Here is a 16218-nt window from a genome sequence, read left to right as displayed (position 1 = left end):
CCGGGTTCGCGCAGAGCCGCGGCGCATCGGGCTGCGCGGCGCGCGAACACTCAGCGTAGCGCGGACTGGTCACGGCGGTCGGCGCAGACCGGCGGCGCGATGCCGGAGCCGGCCCTGATCCGGCCACAGTGGACACTCCGGTCACGCACCCGGGCGGTGGCCGTGCTCCTACACTCTGCGGGTGCCACGAGGAAGCAGTCTGTTGGCCGTCATCCTGGTGGCGGCGGTCGTCGTCGCGGCGGCGGTGTTGCCCGTGCCGGAGCCGGCGGTGCTTCGAACGTGGGCGTCGGGCAGCGGTGCCGCGGCACCGGCGCTGATGTTCCTGCTCTACGTCGCGGCCACGCTCCTGCCGATCCCGCGCACGGTCTTCTCGCTCGCCACCGGACTGCTGCTCGGTCCGGTGGTCGGCGTCCCGGTGGCGCTGGTCGCCACCGCGCTCAGCGCGCTGCTCAGCTTCGGGATCGCGCGGTCGGTTGGCCGGCGAGTGCTGGCCAGGCAGTTGGCCAGGACGGTCGTGCGCACGGTGGACGAGCGACTCACCGGCGGCGGGTGGCTCGCGGTCACCTCCCTGCGGCTGATCCCGATCGTGCCGTTCCTGCCGACCAACTACGCCTGCGGCCTGTCCTCGGTTCCCCTGCGGCCCTACCTGGTGGGCACCATGGCCGGCAGCGTGCCCGGCACGATCGCGGCGGTGGCCCTGGGAGACGCGCTCACCGGCAGCACCCCGCCCGCCCTGCTCGCGGTGTCCACCGCCTGCGCCATCGCCGGCGCCGCGGGCCTGTGGTTCGCGATCCGCCGCCACACCCCGGCCCCGGCTCCCGCTCCACCGCAGCGAAGGGTCCCTTGACTGCGCCCACCGCAGCGAAGGGACCCTTCGCTGCGGTCACCGGGGGGCTACCGGGGCGGGGTTACAGGGCGCCGTAGGCGATCAGGGCCCAGCACAGGCTCAGGAAGCCGAGGCTGTGCAGCAGACTGCGGATGGCGTTGAACCGGTTCCACCGCTGCTCGTACCGCTCCCGGGTCGCGGTGGCGTCGTTGAGGTTGGACCGGTCGATCGCGTTGTTGATCGGGATGTTGCCGCCGCCGGTGACCAGGATCGCCACCACGTTGAACCCGAACGCGAGCACGGTGGGCAACAGCACCGAGCCGCGGTCACCACCGAACAGGAACACCGCGGCCAGCGCGCTGAACACCGCCGAACCGAGGTAGGGCAGGAAGAATCCGCCGTTCAGGATGTGCTTGTTGACCTGCTGGTTGAACGTCACGAACGCCCGGGCGTCCACTCCGCGTAGCGCGGTGGTCACCGCGACGTGATAGCCGTAGAACAGCCCAGCGATGAGTCCGGAGCTGATCGTCGCCAGAACGAGTGCGACGAGCCGAACTGCGTCCATTACCACTCCTAGTGCCGTAGGTCCAGTCGCCGGGTCTCGCGTCTCACTCGTGCCCTGACAGCCTGCCACGAACAGCCACGACCCGGCCAGGGTGTCGATCATCAGCCATATATGAGTTCCTCATACCGGGCCCAACAATTTCTCACATCAGCCTTCGTGCCCTGATCACTGCCGACGACTCAAGCATTCTGAGAGCGTTACCCAAACCCGGCCGAGCTTGGGAGGTCATGGCCATGCGGATCAACGTGCTGGGACCGTTCGAGACCTATGTGGACGGCAGTGCGATCACCCCGAGTGCGGCCAAACACCGCCAAATGCTGGCGCTGCTCGCGCTGCATGCCGGTGAGATCGTGTCGGTCCGGCTGTTGCTCGAGGAACTGTGGGGAAACGAGCCCCCGGAGACCGCACAACAGACGTTGCAGACCTACATTCTGCATCTGCGCCAGCGGATCGCCGACGCGCTCTGCCTGAGCAAGTCCGAGGTGGGCAAGACCCTGTTGGTCACTCGGCACACCGGCTACTCGCTGCGGATCAACCAGCGGGACCTCGACGCCGGTGAGTACGACATCCTCGCGCGGCAGGGCATCCAGGAGATGGCGCGCGAGGACTACCTGGCGGCGTCTGGCTCGTTGCGCCGCGCGCTGGCCATGTGGCGTGGGCCGGCGTTGGTCGACGTGCAGGCCGGGAACCCGCTCGGGGTCCACGTCAACCGGCTGGAGGAGAGCCGCCTTGGCATCATGGAGGACTGTGTGGACGCTGATCTCTGCCTCGGTCGGCACCATCTGCTGCTCAGCGAACTGGCCGAGCTCACCGCGAGGTTCCCCATGAACGAGCGGCTGTGCGCGCAGTACATGATCGCGCAGTACCGCTCCGGCCGGCAGTGGCGGTCGTTGGAGATCTTCCGGCGGCTTCGCCGCACGATGGTCGACGAACTGGGGTTGGAGCCGTCGGTGTGGATTCAGCGCATTCAGCGGGCGGTACTCAACTCCGATCCGGCGCTGCACCAGCAGCACACCAGTGGGCAGTTACTGACTACTGCCTCATAGCCACGCGACACCAGATAGGGTGCGATATGAGCAAACCCAATCCCGCTCACGATTTCCAGGATGTCACCACCGTTCGCTCGAAATCAGGTCGGTTGACCGGGATCGTGCACGGCACCGCGACCGTGACCGTTGGCCTCATAGCGGGCACGTTCTTCGACTGGTCGGTCTCGATCATGCCGGCACTGGCCGAGTCGGATGACCGGACCTATGTCACCGTCATGCAGGAAACCATCAGGGCGATGAACAAGGGGCCGTTGTTCGTCGGCACGTTCATCGGCGCGTTCGTGTTCACCGGTGCGGCCGCGCTGCTCCAGCGCCGGATCGGCGCACGGGCGGCCGTGCGGTGGATCCTCGCGGGGCTGCTGCTCTACCTGGCGGCCATGCTGATCACCTTCGGGGTGCACTTCCCGCTGAACGACACCCTGGACAAGGCCGGCGACCCGGACAAGATCGCCGACCTGGCCGCCCTCCGCGAGGAGACCGAGCAGTCGTGGGTGACCGCCCATACCGCCAGGACCATCGCCGTGACGCTGGCCACGGCGTGCCTGTGCCGGTCGCTGTGGGTTCGCCGTGGGTGACCGCTGAGCCGACCGCCGCCCCCGCCGCCACCTGTTGGTGCGGCGGGGGCTTTCACGTTTCACGGCCCGGCGCGAGCAACACGCCGGGCCGTGTCGAAATGCCTCGAATGGGCCATTCAGGACGGTGTACGTCCCGAATGGCCCATTCAGGGCATTTTCAGACCTTTCCTGGCTTGCGCAGCAGGAACAGGTAGGAACCGAGGTGGTTGCTGAAGAAGGAACGGATCAGCGGCATGATGTGATCCATGTGCTCGGCCGCCTCCGGCCCGTAGCGCTTGACGATCTCATCGCGCCGGTCGGCGTAGAGGAAAGCCATTCCCTCGCCACTGAAGGCGACGTTCTGGCTCATGTTCTCGACCCTGAACAACTCGAAGCCCGCGGCCGCGGCCCGCTCCATCGTCTTCGCCGGCGTGGTCGGGGGCATGATCTGCCAGGTCTGCAGGAACGCGTCCAGCTCCTCGTCCGACGGCTTCCCGTTGCGCAGGATGAACTCGCTCACCAGGAAGAAGGAGCCCGGCCGCAACACCCGGAAGGCCTCGTTGTATCCCAGCTGCCGGTCCGACAGGTGCGGGAACACCTCGAGGGCCACCGCGGCGTCGAACGTCTCGTCCGCGAAGTCGAGGGCCATGGCATTGCCGTACTGGAAGGAAACCCGGTCCGACACCCCGGCCGACTCCGCGCTGGCGACCGCCTCGGCGAGCTGGCTGCGACTGACATCGATCCCGGTGGACCGCCCGCCACTGTGCTGGGCCAGCCGGATCGCCGTCCCACCGCTGCGGCAGCCGATGTCCAGCAGGTGATCGCTGGCCGTCAGCCCGAGGGTTTCGAAGTGGTAGTCGTCCGCCCGCTCCTGGGACCGGTTGGACAGATCGAGGAGAGTGGACGCGGCCTCGCGTTCACCTGGCAGGGTCCACATGCCGATATGTAGGCTGACATCGCTGGCGATCAGGCCATGGAGAGCAGCGAACTGGTCATAGTTGGTTCCGATTCCCTCGGGGGTCGGCGGGGTGAAGCCATCGACGCCCGGATCACTTGTTGCCGTCACTGCTTACCTCTCCCTTGTGCGTTCCCTAAATGTGATTACGGACGCTACCGGCGGCGGGCGTTAGCCATAAGGGAAAAATTCATGTCCTGGGTATGAAGAAACTAGCCGGCGACCGCGGCGGCGTACTGGTATGCCGGATAAGTGAGATATCCGTGGTCGCCACCCTGATAGAACGTGGCCGGGTCGGCCGGGGCGACCGGCAGGCCGGTGCGCAGCCGCTCCACCAGGTCGGGGTTGGCGATGAACGCGCGGCCGAAGCTGATCAGGTCCGCGCCCAGCCCGAGCCAGTGGTCGGCGGTGGTCCGGTCGGTCTGCTGTGGACCCATCGGCAACACCGGGTTCATGATCAGGCTGCCCGGCCACGCGCGGCGCAGCCCCACCAGGGTCTCCTCCTCGGTGGTGGCCTCCAGATGCACGTAGGCGAGGTCGAAGCGGGCCAGCTCGGTGAGCAGTGCCGCGTACAGCGCCGGCACCTCGGTCTCCGCGACACCCCAGAAGGTGCCGCCGGGCGAGAGCCTGATCGCGGTGCGGGCCGCGCCGACCGCGTCCACGGTGGCGGCGACCGCCTCGACGGCGAAGCGGATGCGGTTGGCGATCGGGCCGCCGTAGGAGTCGGTGCGCAGGTTGGCGTTGGAAGACAGGAACTGCGAGATCAGGTAGCCGTTCGCGCCGTGCAACTCGACGCCGTCGAACCCGGCGTCGACGGCGCGCCGCGCGGCCCCGGCGTACGAGCGCGCCTGCTCTGGCACCTCGGACATGGCCAGGGCGCGGGGAACCGGCGCGGGCTTCGGCCCGGTCGGGGTGAACACCTCGCCAACGGCGGCCACCGCGGACGGGCCTGTCGGCTGGTGGCCGGTGGTGTCCTGGTGCGACACCCGGCCGCCGTGCATGAGCTGGGCGAAAATGCGCCCGCCGTTGGCGTGCACGGCGTCGGTGACCGGACGCCAGGCCGCCTGCTGCTCGTCGGTGTGCAGACCCGGGGTGCCCGGGTTGGACTGCCCGACCAGGCTGGGCTGCACGCCTTCGCTGACGATCAGCCCGGCGGTGGCCCGCTGGGCGTAGTAGGCCGCCATCGACGGGGTCGCGAGGCTCCCGGCCGCGGCGCGGACCCGGGTCATCGGGGCCATCACGACCCGGTTGGGCAGTTCCAGACCGCCGAGGTGGTAGCGGTCGAACAGCGTGGTCATGCCGTAGCTCCTTCGTACTGGTGGTCCATGCCCCGCATCGGTGGGCCCGCCAGCTACGCTAAAACCTGACATCAATGTGAGAGGCAAGTCCTGGGGACCGGGGTCACAGTCAGGAGGCCGCGATGCGCATCGGCGAACTCGCCGCGAGGACCGGAGTCAGTGTCCGTTCGTTGCGCTACTACGAGGAGCAGCGACTGCTCACCAGCACCCGCAGCGCCGGCGGGCAGCGGCACTACACCGAGGACGACGTCGAGCGGGTCGCCTTCCTCCAGCGCCTGTTCACCGCCGGGCTGTCCAGCCGCACCATCGTCGAGCTGTTGCCCTGCGTCGACTCGCCGAGCGACGAGAACTCCGACGCCGCGATGACCCGCATGGTCGCCGAACGCGACGGGCTCGCCAACCACATCGAGGACCTGTTGCGCACCCGCGACGCGCTCGACCGGTTGATCGCCACCGCCAAGGCCCACCGCGACGCCCGCGAGCACGCCGCCTGACCGGCGGTCATCGGGTCACATGACCCAGCGACGGAACCCGCCTTCGGCGTTGATGATCTGACCGGTGATCCACTGGCTCTCGGCCGACGCCAGCCAGCGGACCAGCTGGGCCACCTCGGCGGGACTCCCCCACCGTCCGGCGGGCAGCGCGCGCCCCACCCGTTCGGTGAGGTCCTGGTCGGCCCAGCCGGTGTCGACCGGTCCGGGGTTGAGCGTGTTGACCGTGATCCCCCGGTCGACCAGCGCGTCGGACAGGGTGAGCGTCATCTGGTGGATGGCGCCCTTGCTGACCGCGTACGGCACCTCCTGGCTCATCGGCGCCAGGTGCTGCCCGGAGGTGAACAGGATGATTCGGCCGGCGGGGCGCTGGTCGTCATGCGCGGCGGCGAACGCCTGCGCCAGCAGCACGCTCGCGCGGGCGTTCACCGCCCAGGCCAGATCCAGCTCGGCGGCGGTGACCTCGGCGAGGGTCTGGTTCGAGGTCCTGGCGTGGTTGGCGACCACCACGTCGACCGCGCCGAAGGCCGCCACCGCGGCGGCCACCACCTGCCCGGGTGCCAGCGGGTCGGCGAAGTCGGCGGCGACGTGCCGCAGCCGGGGACCCGCACCGCCAAGCAGCTCCACGATCCCGGCGTCGCCGACCGGATCGGCGCCCCACGGTTGTTCGGCATCGTGCGGGGACCACGACTGCACAAGGACCGAGGCACCGGCCGCCAACAGCTCCCTGGCCACCGCGAACCCGATCCCGGCCCGGCGGCCGACCCCGGTCACCACCGCGACCCGGCCCGCCAACGACCCACGCTCAGCACTCACCACACCGTGCACCCTAGTCACACCGCTCAGTCGTCCGTGGGCACCGCGATCAGGCTGATCACCCGCCGAACGCGACCGGGGGCGGGGTCGTTGCCGCCGCGCGCGGTGACCGCGGTGCGCAGTTCGGTGAGCAGCTCGGCCAGTTCGTCGTCGGTCAGCCAGATGGCCGCCTGGCGGTAGGTCACGCCGTCGGCGGTCGGGTCGGCCGGCTGGCCGGCCAGGTAGTGGTCGAAGTCGGCCAGCAGCCCGCCGACGAACGCGGTGAACGCCCGCCGGTGGTCGTCTGCGGTCATGGCGGCGCGGTCGGCCGGCGCGAGCTCGGCGCGGTCGAAGCGCACCTGGTAGGTCCGCTCCATGGTGCCGCGCACCCGCTTCTCGTCCACGACTTCCAGGATCCCGGCGGCGGTCAGCGTCGCGATGTGCCGGTACATCGTGGCCGGCGCGATGTCGGGCAACCGCTCGCGCAGTTGGGCCGTGGTGCCGGGCCGGCCGTCCAGCAACGCGCGCAGGATGCGCAGCCGGACGGGGTGCAGGAGGAGGTCCAGGGTCGCCATGGACACATGATTCCTACATCTGATACTTTTCTCAAAACTGATAACAATGGAGGTGCGGGATGACCGGCCGATCCACTCTCGGAACCACCCAGTCGCGGGAACTGGAGTTCAACGCGAACGCGGACGACGGCGTCGCCCTCGCCGGCACCCTGACCCTGCCCGCCGGGCCAGGACCGCACCCGGCCGTGGTGTTCCTGCCGGGATCGGGCCGGCTGGACCGCGACTCCAACGCGGGCCGGGTGCGCATGTGCCTCGGCCGGCCGCTGGCCGAGACCCTGGCCGCCCACGGCGTCGCGTCCCTGCGCTACGACCGGCGCGGCGTCGGCGCCACCCCCGGCGACTGGCGCGCGGTCGGCTTCCACACCAACCGCGCCGACGCGGCCGCCGCGTTCCGCGCGCTGCGCGCCCACCGGGAGATCCGGGCCGAGACCGTCGGGGTGGTCGGGCACAGCGAGGGCGCGGTGCACGCGATGTGGCTGGGCGCCCACGAGTCCCTCGCCGCGGTGGTGCTGCTCGCCGGCTACGCCCGGCCAGGGGTCGAGGCCGTGGAGTGGCAGTTCAGCCAGCTGGCCGCGAGCCTGCGCGGTCCGGCACGGGTCCTGCGCCCGGTGCTGCGCCGGCTCGCCACCCGCCACCTCGCCCGCCTGGCCGACACCACCGGCGACGTGGCCAGGGTCGGCGGCATGCGGGTCAACGCCCGGTGGTGGCGCGAACAGCTCGCCCACGACCCGAGGGCCGACCTGGCCAACCTCCAGGCCCCCGTGCTGGCCATCACCGGCGAGAAGGACCTCCAGGTCGACCCGGCCGACCTGGAGGTCATCTCCCGGCTGGTCCCCGGCGGGGCGCAAACCCACCGCGTCCCCGACCTCACCCACATCCTGCGCCGCGACCCCGGCCGGCCGTCGGTGGTGTCCTACCGCCGGCAACTACGCGAGCCGGTGGCACCCGACATCCTCACCGGCGTCGCGACCTGGCTGGCCGACCGGCTCCGCTGACCGGTGTCACGCCCGGAGCTGGTCCACAATGGCCTGTTCGACCGCGGCGAACGGGTCGTGTCGGGCGTACTCGTCGGCCAGTTCGGTGGCGCGTCGGCGGTAGGACTGGTCGGTGAGCACGGTCCGCACGGCGGTGGCCAGGTCGGCGGGATCCGGCCGCTGGGTAGCGAGGTTGATCGCGGCGCCGGTCCACGCCGCGCGCGCGGTCACCTCCATCTTGTCCTCGGTGAGTCCGGCCAGCACCAGCGGGACACCGCTACTCAGTGCCTGCTGGACACCACCGAAACCACCGTTGCTGACCAGGACGTCGGCGTGCGGCAGGAGCGCACCGAACGGGACGAACTCGGCGACGCGGGCGTTGGCCGGCACGCGGTCCAGCGTGGCCTCGCGGCCAAGCGCGGCCACCACGAGGACGTCCTCGTCGGCGAGCGCGTCGAGCGTGGGCTGCACGAGTTCGGTGAAGTCGTTGTTGGCCACCGTGCCCTGGGAGACGACGACCACCTGCCGCGCGTCGAGCACGTCCGACCACCACTCGGGAAGCTCCCGCCCGCTGTCCGCGCTGACGGGCAGGGCGCCGATGAAACGGACCGACTCCGGCAGATCGGAGCGCGGGTAGTCCATGCTCGCGATGGACAGCTGGAGGAACTCGTCGGACATGACCGCCATGGCGTCCATGAGGAACGGCGGTTCCTTCGTGGCGCCGGCTAAGACGAGCATCTCCGCCAGGTACTCCTGGGTGGCGGCGAAGACTCCGCGCATGGCCTCGTTCGCCGCCCGGTTGCGGGCCTTGCCCTCCGGGGAGCTGTCCGGTGGCAGACCCATGCCGAACGGAGCGGTGTCCTCACTGGTCAGCACCATCGGAACGACACCGACGCCGATGACCGCGGCCGGGCGGACACCAGGAGCGCCAAGGTGTAACGGCCACACGCCCATGAACGCGACCTCGTGCAACACCACCACCGGCTCGTCGGCCATCTCCGACAGCAAGGCCTGCAGGGTGCGGTGCTGATCGGGGATCAGCCGGATGAACGTGTTCCGTAGCCCGAAGCCCAGTCGTTCCGGCCCCGGCTGGAGGTCCGCGATCTCGGGGAAGTTCTTCTCCTCGTCGTCCGCGATGAAGTCGGCGTCGCCCTGCAGTGGGACGAACCTGGCGCCGATCGCCTCGACCGCCTCCCGGAACCGCGAACCAGTGGTGACGGTGACGTTGTGACCACGACGGACCAGGTGGCCCGCGATCGCCAGCATGGGTGCGAAGTGGCCGGTGGCGGGCGTTGCCGCAACGATGATGGATGCCATGCCAGGAAGGATTCCTTTCCAGGATGTCGAGTATGAAGCCAGCTCAGGAGTCGAGCAGGGACACCGGAATCATGTCGTGCACGTCCCGCCGTGCCCCGAGGACCCCCGCTGGCCGAGAACCTGCTCCCCGGTCCTGGTGATTCACGCCATCATGCCCATGCCGGCGAAAATCACGACCACGACCACACCGATCCCCACGCCGAAAAGCACCGGGATCCCCACCGACGGACGAAATCTCGTGACGAGATAACCCGCAAGCAGCGCGAGCATCAGCCACGATCCGACGAGTGCGACCGAATTCATCATGTGCTGGCTGACCAGCACCGCCAACCGCGCGCCGACCACGACCACGATCGCGGTGACCACCGCGATCACGATTCCGCGGCCGCGTACCGCATTCGCTGTGCGCCCCATGTTGTCCTTCATCGCCCGCTGCTCCCCAGTGGATCGGCTGTGTCCGATCATGGCACCGGATGAGCGAACAAGGCCTTAACGAAGGCTTACGGCGGTTTCACCCTTGTTTCTCCTACGCCGGCTCAGCGTCGGAGCGTCCCGGTGGCCGTCCGGCGGCCATGCACGTCGCGGACGGTGGTCACGAACTCCCCCTGGCCGGCGGTCACGCTGATCACCATGCCCTGGTGGTCGAACAGCGGCGCCACCAGCCGGTAGTCGAAGTCGCCGCCGGCATTCCCTCGGCAGCGCACGGCTTCGGCCATCGCGAGTGCCTGGAGTGGGCCGTGGGTGAGCAGACCCGGATAGCCCTCGACATCGCGGGCGTAGTCGCGGTCGTAGTGGATCCGGTGCGCGTTGTAGGTCAGCGCGGAGAACCGGAACAACAACGTCGGCGACACCGCGATCCGCCACTCGTCCTCGGTGACGGGCAACGGCTCGCCGCTGTCGGGGACCGGCGGGTTTCCGTTCGCCGCGCGGTAGACGAGGTCCTGCCGCTCGTCGACGACGAGCTGCCCGTGCTGGTGGATCCGGTGTCCGACCACGACGAAGGTCAGCGCGCCGGATCGACCGGTTTTCTCCCGCACGGAAAGGACTTCGGTGCGCCGGGTCGCCGGCTCGCCACACCGCAGCACGCCGGTCGTCCGGACACGGCCGCCCGCCCACATCCGACGGCGCCCCGGACCCGGCGGAGCGGGCACGGTCGCGCGAACCGGATGCCCGTCCTCGCCGAGGTCGCCCTGCGCCGGCCGGTCCAACAGGTACAGCCAGTGCCACAGCAGCGGCAGTCCAGCGCGTTCGAGATCCGGGACCGGCACGTCCAGCAACGCGCCCAACGCCAGTGCCGGTTCCGGCCGCAGGATCTCGGTCCGCTCGACGACGTCGGTCACGACCCGATCCGGTGGCGCTTGACGAGCTGGCGCGCGATGACGTTGCGCTGGATCTCGTTGGTGCCCTCGCCGACGATCATCAGCGGCGCGTCGCGGAAGTAACGCTCCACATCGAACTCGGTGGAATAGCCGTAGCCGCCGTGGACGCGCACCGCGTTCAACGCCACCTCCATCGCGGTCTCCGACGCGAACAGCTTCGCCATCCCGGCCTCGGTGTCCGCCCGCTGCCCCGAGTCGTAGCGTCGCGCCGCGTACAACACCAGCTGCCGCGCGGCCTCCAGCTTGGTCCCCATGTCCGCCAGGTAGTTGCCGATCGACTGGTGCTGCCAGATCGGCTGCCCGAACGTCTCCCGCTCCTGGGCATACCGCAGCGCGTCCTCGAACGCCGCCCGGCCGACGCCGAGTGCCCGGCAGGCCACCTGGATGCGCCCGATCTCCAGGCCACGCATCATCTGCGCGAACCCGGCCCCCTCGACCCCACCGAGCAGCGCATCGGCGGGCACCCGGAAGTCCACAAAGGACAGCTCGCAGCTCTCGACTCCCTTGTACCCCAGCTTCGGCAGGTCGCGGGAGACGTGGAAACCCGGTCCCTTCTCCACCAGCAGCACACTGATGCCCCGGTGTGCCGGACTCGCCTGGGGATCGGTCTTGCACAACAGCGCGACCAGCTCCGACCGGCGGGCGTTGGTGATCCAGGTCTTGGACCCGTTGACCACGTACCGTTCGCCATCGCGCCGCGCGGTGGTCCGGATGGCCTGCAGATCCGACCCACCGCCCGGCTCGGTCAGCGCCATCGTCGCGCGGAGCTCGCCGGAGGCCATCCGCGGCAGGTACCGGTCCTGCTGGGCCCTGGTCCCGAACGCCACCAACAACGTCGCCACCACGGTGTGGCCGCCCATCGCCCCGGCCAGGCTCATCCAGCCGCGCGCCAGCTCCTCGGTGACGGCCGCGTAGCACTGCGCCGACACGTGCGCCTCACCCCACGGCGCCGGCACGGCGAGCCCGAAGATCCCCATCCGCTTCATCTGCTCGATGAGCGTGTCGGGATAAGTGTCGGCGTGCTCCAGCTCCCGCGCGACCGGCCGCACCTCACGATCGACCCAGTCCGCCACCAGGGCGACGATCGCGGCCTCGTCCTCGCTGAGCTCGGTCATCACGCGTCCCTCCGCTGCTGCTCGACAGCGCCGGACCCGGCCCTGACCGCCTCATTGTGCGCGTCGGGTACCGGGTCTCTCCGTCGACGTCAGCGCGTCGGCGGGGCGGACAGCGACAGCACCTCGGGAGCCGTGCAGCAGCCACCGCCCTGCGCCTCGGCGGGCGCGTCGAACACGCCGGACCCGCCGCACACGCCGGTCTCGGGCAGCACCAACTCCACCCGTTCGGCCGACTCGCGGTCCCCGGCCAGCGCGGCGGCGATGGAGCGGACCTGCTCGTAGCCGGTCATCGCCAGGAAGGTCGGTGCCCGGCCGTAGCTCTTCATCCCGACCAGGAAGACGTTCGGCTCGGGGTGGGCCAGTTCCCGGACGCCGTGCGGGTAGACGGTGCCGCAGGAGTGCGCGTTCGGGTCGATCAACGGCGCCAACGCCACCGGCGCCTGCAACGTCGCGTCCACCGCGAGCCGGACCTCCGACAACCACGACAGGTCGGGCCGGAACCCGGCCAGCACCACGACCTCGTCCACCGACTCCAGGCGCTGGCCCGCCGAGGACACCAGCGCCAGCCGGCCCGCGCTGTCGCGCTCGACCGCCTCGGTGCGGAACCCGGTGGCCACCTCGATGTGACCGGCCGCCACCGCGGCCTGTGCCCGCAGTCCGAGCGCGCCGCGGGCCGGGAGCTGGTCGGCCGCGCCGCCGCCGAAGACCGCGCCGACCGCGCCCCGGCGCAGCAGCCAGGTGATCCGGGTCCTCGGCCGCCGCTCGGCCAGTCCGGCCATGGCCACCAGCGCGGTCAACGCCGAGTGCCCGCTGCCCGCGACGACGACGTGCCTGCCCGCGTACCGGTCGGCGACCGTCGGGTCGGTGAGGTCCGGGACCCGGTAGACGACGCGGTCGGCGGCCGAGCCCTCCCCGATCGCGGGCAGCCCGTCGCCGCCGAGGGGGTTGGGGGCGGTCCAGGTGCCGGAGGCGTCGATGACCGCTCGCGCGGTGATCCGTTCCTCGGTGCCGTCGGCGGTGCGCACGTGCACGGTCAACGGTTCGGTCGCGCGCCCGGCGTCCACGACCCGGTCCCGGCCCCGACGGGCGACACCGACGGCCTCGGCCCGCAACCGGACCCGGTCCCCCAGCGCGTCGGCCAGCGGAGTCAGGTACGAGTCGGCCCAGTCCGCGCCGGTCGGGTACCCGTCGGGGTCCGGGGGCAGCCAACCGCGCGGCTCCAGCAGGCGGCGGGCGGCCGGCGCGACCAGCTCGGCCCAGCGGGAGAACAGCCGGACGTGATGCCACTGCGCCACGGCCGCGCCGGCGCGGTCCCCGCGTTCGAGCACCAACGGCCGGAGCCCCCGTTCGGCCAGTTCGGCGGCCGCGGCCAGGCCGATCGGGCCGGCCCCGAGGACCACCACCGGCAACTCACTCATCCCAACGCCCTTTCATCGATCCAGCTCGATTGACTTCGCCGAAGAGTATCGACCACGCTCGATAGAAGCAAGCATCGATCCAAGTCGATATACTCGGGTTCATGCCGATCGCGCTGCCCCAGGTCCTGCCCACCGGCGAGGCGGCCACCTACGCCGAGTGGTTCGCCTGCCTGGCCGAGCCCGTCCGCGTCCGCCTCCTGCACGCCGTGGCCACCAGCCCGACCGGCATCACCGTCGGGGCGCTGACCGAGGTCCTCGGCACCAGCCAGTCCACCACCTCCCATCACGTGCGCAAGCTCGCCGACGTCGGCTTCGTCCGGCTCCGCAAGGAGGGCACGGCCACGATCGTCACGGTCAACGAGGCCTGCTGCGCCGGGCTGCCACACGCCGCCGACGCCGTCATGGGCCTGCTCGCCCCCCGCCCCTGCTGCCCCGACGACGTGCCGGACGACGTGACCGTGCGCGCCCTCGAATCCCGTGACTGGCCGGCGGTGCGCCGGATCTACGGCGAGGGAATCGCCACCGGGATCGCCACCTTCGACACCATCGTTCCCAGCCGCGCCACCCTCGACGCGAACTGGCTGCCCGGCCATCGCTGGATCGCCGAGATCGCCGGCGACGTCGTCGGTTGGGCGGCGGCCGGCCCGGTCTCGGGCCGTGCGTGCTACGCGGGTGTCGCCGAGACCTCCGTCTACGTCGCCGACGGTCACCGCGGCCGGGGCGCGGGCAAAGCCCTGCTGCACAAGCAGGTCACCGCCGCCGACGACGCCGGCATCTGGACCCTGCAGACCTCGATCCTCACCGAGAACCGCGCCAGCATCGCCCTGCACCACGCCGCCGGCTACCGAACCGTCGGCATCCGCGAACGCATCGCGCGCATCGACGACGTATGGCACGACACCGTTCTCATCGAACGCCGCTCACCGGTCCGGTAGGCAATGCCCTGAATGCCCAGCGATCGCCGTCGGCGGCGCCGCCGTGCTCAGTGCCAGGTCTGATGACGCAGGCAGCGGCCGGCCAGGAACGCGATCCCCGGCGTGACCAGGGACCTCGCGATCGCCCGCCGGATCAGCCCGTCGGCGTCGGTCGCCGCCGGCAGGTCGGCGGCCGCGACCGTGACCTGCCGTTGCGGCATGACGGCGTACACCCCGCCCGACCGCTCGCTCAGTTCCGAGGTCGCGGACGGCGCGGCGGTCTCCGCCCAGCGACCGAGCACCTGTCCATCCTGGACGATCGCCAGCCGCTCGTAGAGCTGGATCGCCTTGTATCCCATGGGCACCCGCTCGACGAAGTCGCCGAACCCGCCGAACCCGCGGGCGTCGCCGGCCGGCCAGGCCCGCCCCCACGGCGACCGCTCGGTCGTGCGGAACACCCAGCGGGTCGGCCCGTCGTCAGCGGCGAACGGGTCGGTTCCGCCGGGCGGCCAGTCGTACCTGATCGTCGTCGATTCGATGTCTCCCACCCGCCCGATCCTAGAACGCGCTGGTCAGGAGGGAGGACCGACGTGGCTGCCGTCGAGCAGCCGGGCCGGGAGACAGGGGATCAGGTGTCGCAGGGTGACGGCCGCGTTGTGTGCGGCGTCGGGTTGCCGAATGTAGGCCTTGGCGTGGTCGGCGGATGCCGACAACCGGACGGCCGGCTTCGCTGTACCGCAAAGGATCCGCGAGCCTGCTCATGCCCCCGTTGCTGCGAACGCCTGACCATCGCCACGATTCTGCGGCGCCGTGCTAACTCTTACGTGACTCCTCGGCCGCCTTCAGCCGGGCGGCCTCCTTGCGGACGTCGATCTGGGTATCGCGTTCGCGCTGGAGCCAGTCCGGGTTCTCGGCCTTCAACGCCTCGATCTCGTCGGTGGTCAACGCGTCGGTGATGCCCGCGCGGGCGAGGCCACTGAGCGAGATCCGCAGTCGGGCGGCGACGACCGAGCGCGGATGCGGCCCGTTGCGGCGCAGGTCGCGCAGCCACTCCGGCGGGTCGGCCTGCAGCGCGTTCAGCTCGTCGCGCGACACGACGCCGTTGCGGAACTCCGCGGGGGTGGCCTCGAGGTACACCCCCAGCTTCTTCGCCGCGGTCGCGGGCTTCATCGTCTGTGGGGTCTTGCGCGACGTCATGCGGCGAGGGTAGCCGCCCCGCTCACACCCGGTAATCTGCCCTCGTGACGAGCCAGGACCCACCACCGACGTTCCGGCTCGCGTACGTGCCGGGGGTGACGCCGGGCAAGTGGGCGGGGGTCTGGCGCACGCGGCTGCCCGACGTGCCGATCGTGCTCGACCAGGTGGCCGCCGCCGACGCCGTCGGCGTGGTGCGCGAGCGTGGCGCCGACGCGGCCCTGCTGCGGCTGCCGATCGACCGCACCGGGCTGTCGGCCATCCCCCTCTACACCGAGACGACCGTGCTCGTGCTGCCCAAGGACCACGAGCTGGCCGAGGCGGCGGAGGTGGCCGAGGCCGACCTCGCCGACACCGTCCTGCTGCACCCCCAGGACGACCCGCTCGACTGGGAAGGACCACCCGGGGTCGCCGCCCACCACCGGCCAGCCACGACCACCGACGCGGTCGAGCTGGTGGCGGCCGGGGTGGGCCTGCTCGTGGTCCCGCAGTCGATCGCCCGGCTGCACCACCGCCGGGACCTCACCTACCGGCCGGTCGACTTCGCCCCCGAGTCCCGGGTCGCGCTCACCTGGCTGGCCGACGAGACCACCGACCTCATGGAGCAGTTCATCGGGATCGTGCGGGGGCGGACGGTCAACAGCACGCGGGGCCGGCCGCCGACCCAGCAGAAACCTCCCGCGCCCGCCCCGCGCAAGGCCGCGACGAGCCGGTCCTCGGGTGGTCACCGAGGGCGCGACGGCCGGCGCGGTCGGCCGCGCCACCGGTGAACTCCTTGATATACCGGTAGTTCCGCCGA

At 70.8% G+C, this 16218-nt stretch carries 19 protein-coding genes; 7 read left to right on the top strand and 12 right to left on the bottom strand.

Going from position 1 to position 16218, the window contains the following annotated elements; translation table 11 throughout:
• Positions 1-181 precede the first annotated feature (181 nt).
• Positions 182-847 (top strand): TVP38/TMEM64 family protein, encoded by a 666-nt coding sequence (locus tag ACYVIP_RS00255; protein ID WP_460390634.1) that lies wholly within the window; start codon positions 182-184, stop codon positions 845-847.
• A 61-nt stretch (positions 848-908) separates the two neighbouring features.
• Here ACYVIP_RS00255 and ACYVIP_RS00250 read toward each other — a convergent pair whose 3' ends face one another.
• Entirely contained in the window at positions 909-1391 is a 483-nt protein-coding gene (locus ACYVIP_RS00250) for an anthrone oxygenase family protein (protein ID WP_460390632.1), read from the bottom strand.
• Positions 1392-1624: 233 nt separating this feature from the next.
• Between ACYVIP_RS00250 and ACYVIP_RS00245 the strand changes: the two genes are divergently transcribed.
• Both ACYVIP_RS00245 and ACYVIP_RS00240 read left to right on the top strand, forming a co-directional pair.
• Positions 1625-2437 carry an AfsR/SARP family transcriptional regulator gene (locus ACYVIP_RS00245; RefSeq protein ID WP_460390630.1) on the top strand — a complete coding sequence of 271 codons (813 nt, stop codon included), beginning with the start codon at positions 1625-1627 and terminating at the stop codon, positions 2435-2437.
• 92 nt (positions 2438-2529) lie between these two features.
• Complete coding sequence (locus ACYVIP_RS00240) at positions 2530-3015, top strand: anthrone oxygenase family protein (RefSeq protein ID WP_460390628.1); 486 nt, start codon at positions 2530-2532, stop codon at positions 3013-3015.
• A gap of 157 nt (positions 3016-3172) precedes the next feature.
• Here the strand turns inward: ACYVIP_RS00240 and ACYVIP_RS00235 are convergent, their stop codons facing one another.
• Complete coding sequence (locus ACYVIP_RS00235; protein WP_460390626.1) at positions 3173-4060, bottom strand: class I SAM-dependent methyltransferase; 888 nt, start codon at positions 4058-4060, stop codon at positions 3173-3175.
• A gap of 101 nt (positions 4061-4161) precedes the next feature.
• On the bottom strand, positions 4162-5247 hold the full coding sequence (locus tag ACYVIP_RS00230; protein WP_460390624.1) for an alkene reductase: 1086 nt from the start codon (positions 5245-5247) through the stop codon (positions 4162-4164).
• A 122-nt stretch (positions 5248-5369) separates the two neighbouring features.
• On the opposite strand from ACYVIP_RS00230, the gene ACYVIP_RS00225 reads away from it, so the two are divergent.
• Positions 5370-5741, top strand: a complete 372-nt coding sequence (locus ACYVIP_RS00225) for a MerR family transcriptional regulator (protein WP_460390622.1) — start codon at positions 5370-5372, stop codon at positions 5739-5741.
• Positions 5742-5756: 15 nt separating this feature from the next.
• Here ACYVIP_RS00225 and ACYVIP_RS00220 read toward each other — a convergent pair whose 3' ends face one another.
• Positions 5757-6554 (bottom strand): SDR family oxidoreductase, encoded by a 798-nt coding sequence (locus ACYVIP_RS00220; protein ID WP_460390620.1) that lies wholly within the window; start codon positions 6552-6554, stop codon positions 5757-5759.
• Between the two features lie 26 nt (positions 6555-6580).
• On the bottom strand, positions 6581-7108 hold the full coding sequence (locus ACYVIP_RS00215; RefSeq protein WP_460390618.1) for a helix-turn-helix domain-containing protein: 528 nt from the start codon (positions 7106-7108) through the stop codon (positions 6581-6583).
• A 59-nt stretch (positions 7109-7167) separates the two neighbouring features.
• Here ACYVIP_RS00215 and ACYVIP_RS00210 point away from each other — a divergent pair, with 59 nt between their 5' ends.
• A complete protein-coding gene (locus ACYVIP_RS00210; RefSeq protein ID WP_460390616.1) occupies positions 7168-8103 on the top strand; it encodes an alpha/beta hydrolase family protein in 936 nt (311 codons plus the stop codon).
• A 6-nt stretch (positions 8104-8109) separates the two neighbouring features.
• Here ACYVIP_RS00210 and ACYVIP_RS00205 read toward each other — a convergent pair whose 3' ends face one another.
• From ACYVIP_RS00205 to ACYVIP_RS00185, 5 genes are all read right to left on the bottom strand, one after another.
• Entirely contained in the window at positions 8110-9399 is a 1290-nt protein-coding gene (locus ACYVIP_RS00205) for a glycosyltransferase (RefSeq protein WP_460390614.1), read from the bottom strand.
• Positions 9400-9540: 141 nt separating this feature from the next.
• A complete protein-coding gene (locus ACYVIP_RS00200; protein ID WP_460390612.1) occupies positions 9541-9825 on the bottom strand; it encodes a hypothetical protein in 285 nt (94 codons plus the stop codon).
• A gap of 110 nt (positions 9826-9935) precedes the next feature.
• Positions 9936-10739, bottom strand: coding sequence for an HTD2 family dehydratase (locus tag ACYVIP_RS00195; RefSeq protein ID WP_460390610.1), 804 nt, complete (start codon positions 10737-10739; stop codon positions 9936-9938).
• Positions 10736-11893 carry an acyl-CoA dehydrogenase family protein gene (locus ACYVIP_RS00190; RefSeq protein WP_460390608.1) on the bottom strand — a complete coding sequence of 386 codons (1158 nt, stop codon included), beginning with the start codon at positions 11891-11893 and terminating at the stop codon, positions 10736-10738. The genes ACYVIP_RS00195 and ACYVIP_RS00190 overlap by 4 nt, the downstream gene beginning before the upstream one ends.
• An 89-nt stretch (positions 11894-11982) precedes the next feature.
• Positions 11983-13311 carry an FAD-dependent oxidoreductase gene (locus ACYVIP_RS00185; RefSeq protein ID WP_460390606.1) on the bottom strand — a complete coding sequence of 443 codons (1329 nt, stop codon included), beginning with the start codon at positions 13309-13311 and terminating at the stop codon, positions 11983-11985.
• Positions 13312-13412: 101 nt separating this feature from the next.
• Here ACYVIP_RS00185 and ACYVIP_RS00180 point away from each other — a divergent pair, with 101 nt between their 5' ends.
• Entirely contained in the window at positions 13413-14246 is an 834-nt protein-coding gene (locus tag ACYVIP_RS00180) for a helix-turn-helix domain-containing GNAT family N-acetyltransferase (protein WP_460390604.1), read from the top strand.
• 47 nt (positions 14247-14293) lie between these two features.
• Here the strand turns inward: ACYVIP_RS00180 and ACYVIP_RS00175 are convergent, their stop codons facing one another.
• Together ACYVIP_RS00175 and ACYVIP_RS00170 are read right to left on the bottom strand one after the other, a co-directional pair.
• Positions 14294-14773, bottom strand: a complete 480-nt coding sequence (locus ACYVIP_RS00175; RefSeq protein WP_460390602.1) for a hypothetical protein — start codon at positions 14771-14773, stop codon at positions 14294-14296.
• A gap of 265 nt (positions 14774-15038) precedes the next feature.
• On the bottom strand, positions 15039-15422 hold the full coding sequence (locus tag ACYVIP_RS00170; RefSeq protein ID WP_460390600.1) for a DUF5997 family protein: 384 nt from the start codon (positions 15420-15422) through the stop codon (positions 15039-15041).
• A 44-nt stretch (positions 15423-15466) separates the two neighbouring features.
• Here ACYVIP_RS00170 and ACYVIP_RS00165 point away from each other — a divergent pair, with 44 nt between their 5' ends.
• The gene (locus ACYVIP_RS00165) at positions 15467-16189 is read left to right on the top strand and encodes a LysR substrate-binding domain-containing protein (protein WP_460390598.1); all 723 of its coding nucleotides are present in this window, start codon (positions 15467-15469) and stop codon (positions 16187-16189) included.
• Positions 16190-16218 lie beyond the last annotated feature (29 nt).

The organism is Actinophytocola sediminis (assembly GCF_054779715.1).
The sequence above is the reverse complement of the archived record's forward strand: the minus strand, read 5'-3'. Positions and strand labels throughout refer to the sequence as shown.